1 protein-coding gene is annotated in these 282 nt (G+C 28.0%); it reads left to right on the top strand.

What is annotated here, in order from left to right:
* Window positions 1–3 precede the first annotated feature (3 nt).
* On the top strand, window positions 4–189 hold the full coding sequence (locus ACSG5Z_RS32265) for a YkvS family protein (RefSeq protein WP_435712979.1): 186 nt from the start codon (window positions 4–6) through the stop codon (window positions 187–189).
* Window positions 190–282 lie beyond the last annotated feature (93 nt).

The following is a 282-nucleotide window of genomic DNA, read 5'->3' as shown; positions in this document are numbered from 1 at the left end:
CTTATGCAGATAGAAGAAAATGGAGATTTCATAGAATTAAAAGGTTCAATGCAAGGCCGAGTTCAAAAAGTAAATCAAAACTCCGTTATTGTAGATATAACAATTATGGAAAATTTAAGAGAACTAGATATGGAACCTCTTACAGTTGTAAGTCATAAAAACTATACTGTCATTAATCAAAATGCATAATATAATAGAAAGAAAGCATCAGTATGTTATACAGATCCTTTCTTTCTATTATATATTAACGATTATCAATTGTTTCTGGATATAGATCATGGT

The sequence above is a fragment of the Bacillus pretiosus genome (genome assembly GCF_051294775.1).
Classification (GTDB): domain Bacteria; phylum Bacillota; class Bacilli; order Bacillales; family Bacillaceae_G; genus Bacillus_A; species Bacillus_A wiedmannii.
The sequence above is the reverse complement of the archived record's forward strand: the minus strand, read 5'-3'. Positions and strand labels throughout refer to the sequence as shown.

Bases quoted from the DNA above. Each gene is read 5' to 3' on its own strand.
- ACSG5Z_RS32265 (WP_435712979.1), top strand. From the start codon at position 4: ATGCAGATAGAAGAAAATGGAGATTTCATAGAATTAAAAGGTTCAATG.